Origin of the sequence: Pantoea sp. B9002 (assembly GCF_013385945.1) — a bacterium.
Lineage (GTDB): Bacteria > Pseudomonadota > Gammaproteobacteria > Enterobacterales > Enterobacteriaceae > Pantoea.
The window spans coordinates 1-391 of record NZ_JACAPA010000136.1 but is presented as its reverse complement, the minus strand read 5'-3'; the positions used below and the strand labels follow the sequence as shown (position 1 = coordinate 391).

General features: G+C 45.5%; 1 protein-coding gene. It reads right to left on the bottom strand.

All coding sequences use genetic code 11. The features are described from left to right. Positions 1 to 377, bottom strand: a 377-nt coding sequence (locus HX773_RS25535; protein ID WP_218168370.1) for a terpene synthase family protein, incomplete at its 3' end; no start/stop codon positions are given. Between the last annotated feature and the right edge of the window lie 14 nt (positions 378 to 391).

Here is a 391-nt window from a genome sequence, read left to right as displayed (position 1 = left end):
AGGGAACTGCTGTTTTCCAGGTGTTCTGTCATGTCAACATCAATTGCATACTCGGTCAGTGTGGCTGTCCACTCGCCGAAGACATCAATGCGGCGTAATTCCATGTATCGATCATACGGAAGAACGTCGATATTGCGGACGATGGGTTTGGCGAGGCTGTTTATTTGGTTGCGAATTGCGTTTAAAAGGCGTTTTTGAACTTGTGGTCTTGAATTCAATGACTCTTTAATATATTCAAGGTTGTGGAATAGCATTCTTGCGATTGGGGTCGACGGAGGGGGGGAGATACCATCTAGAGCCGAAAAATAGGCTTTCCTAAGAGTCTCCAGCTTTTTATCATTTGATTGGGTTGAAGGGGTGGTAAACTCTTCGTCCATGAGGGTGGCTACAT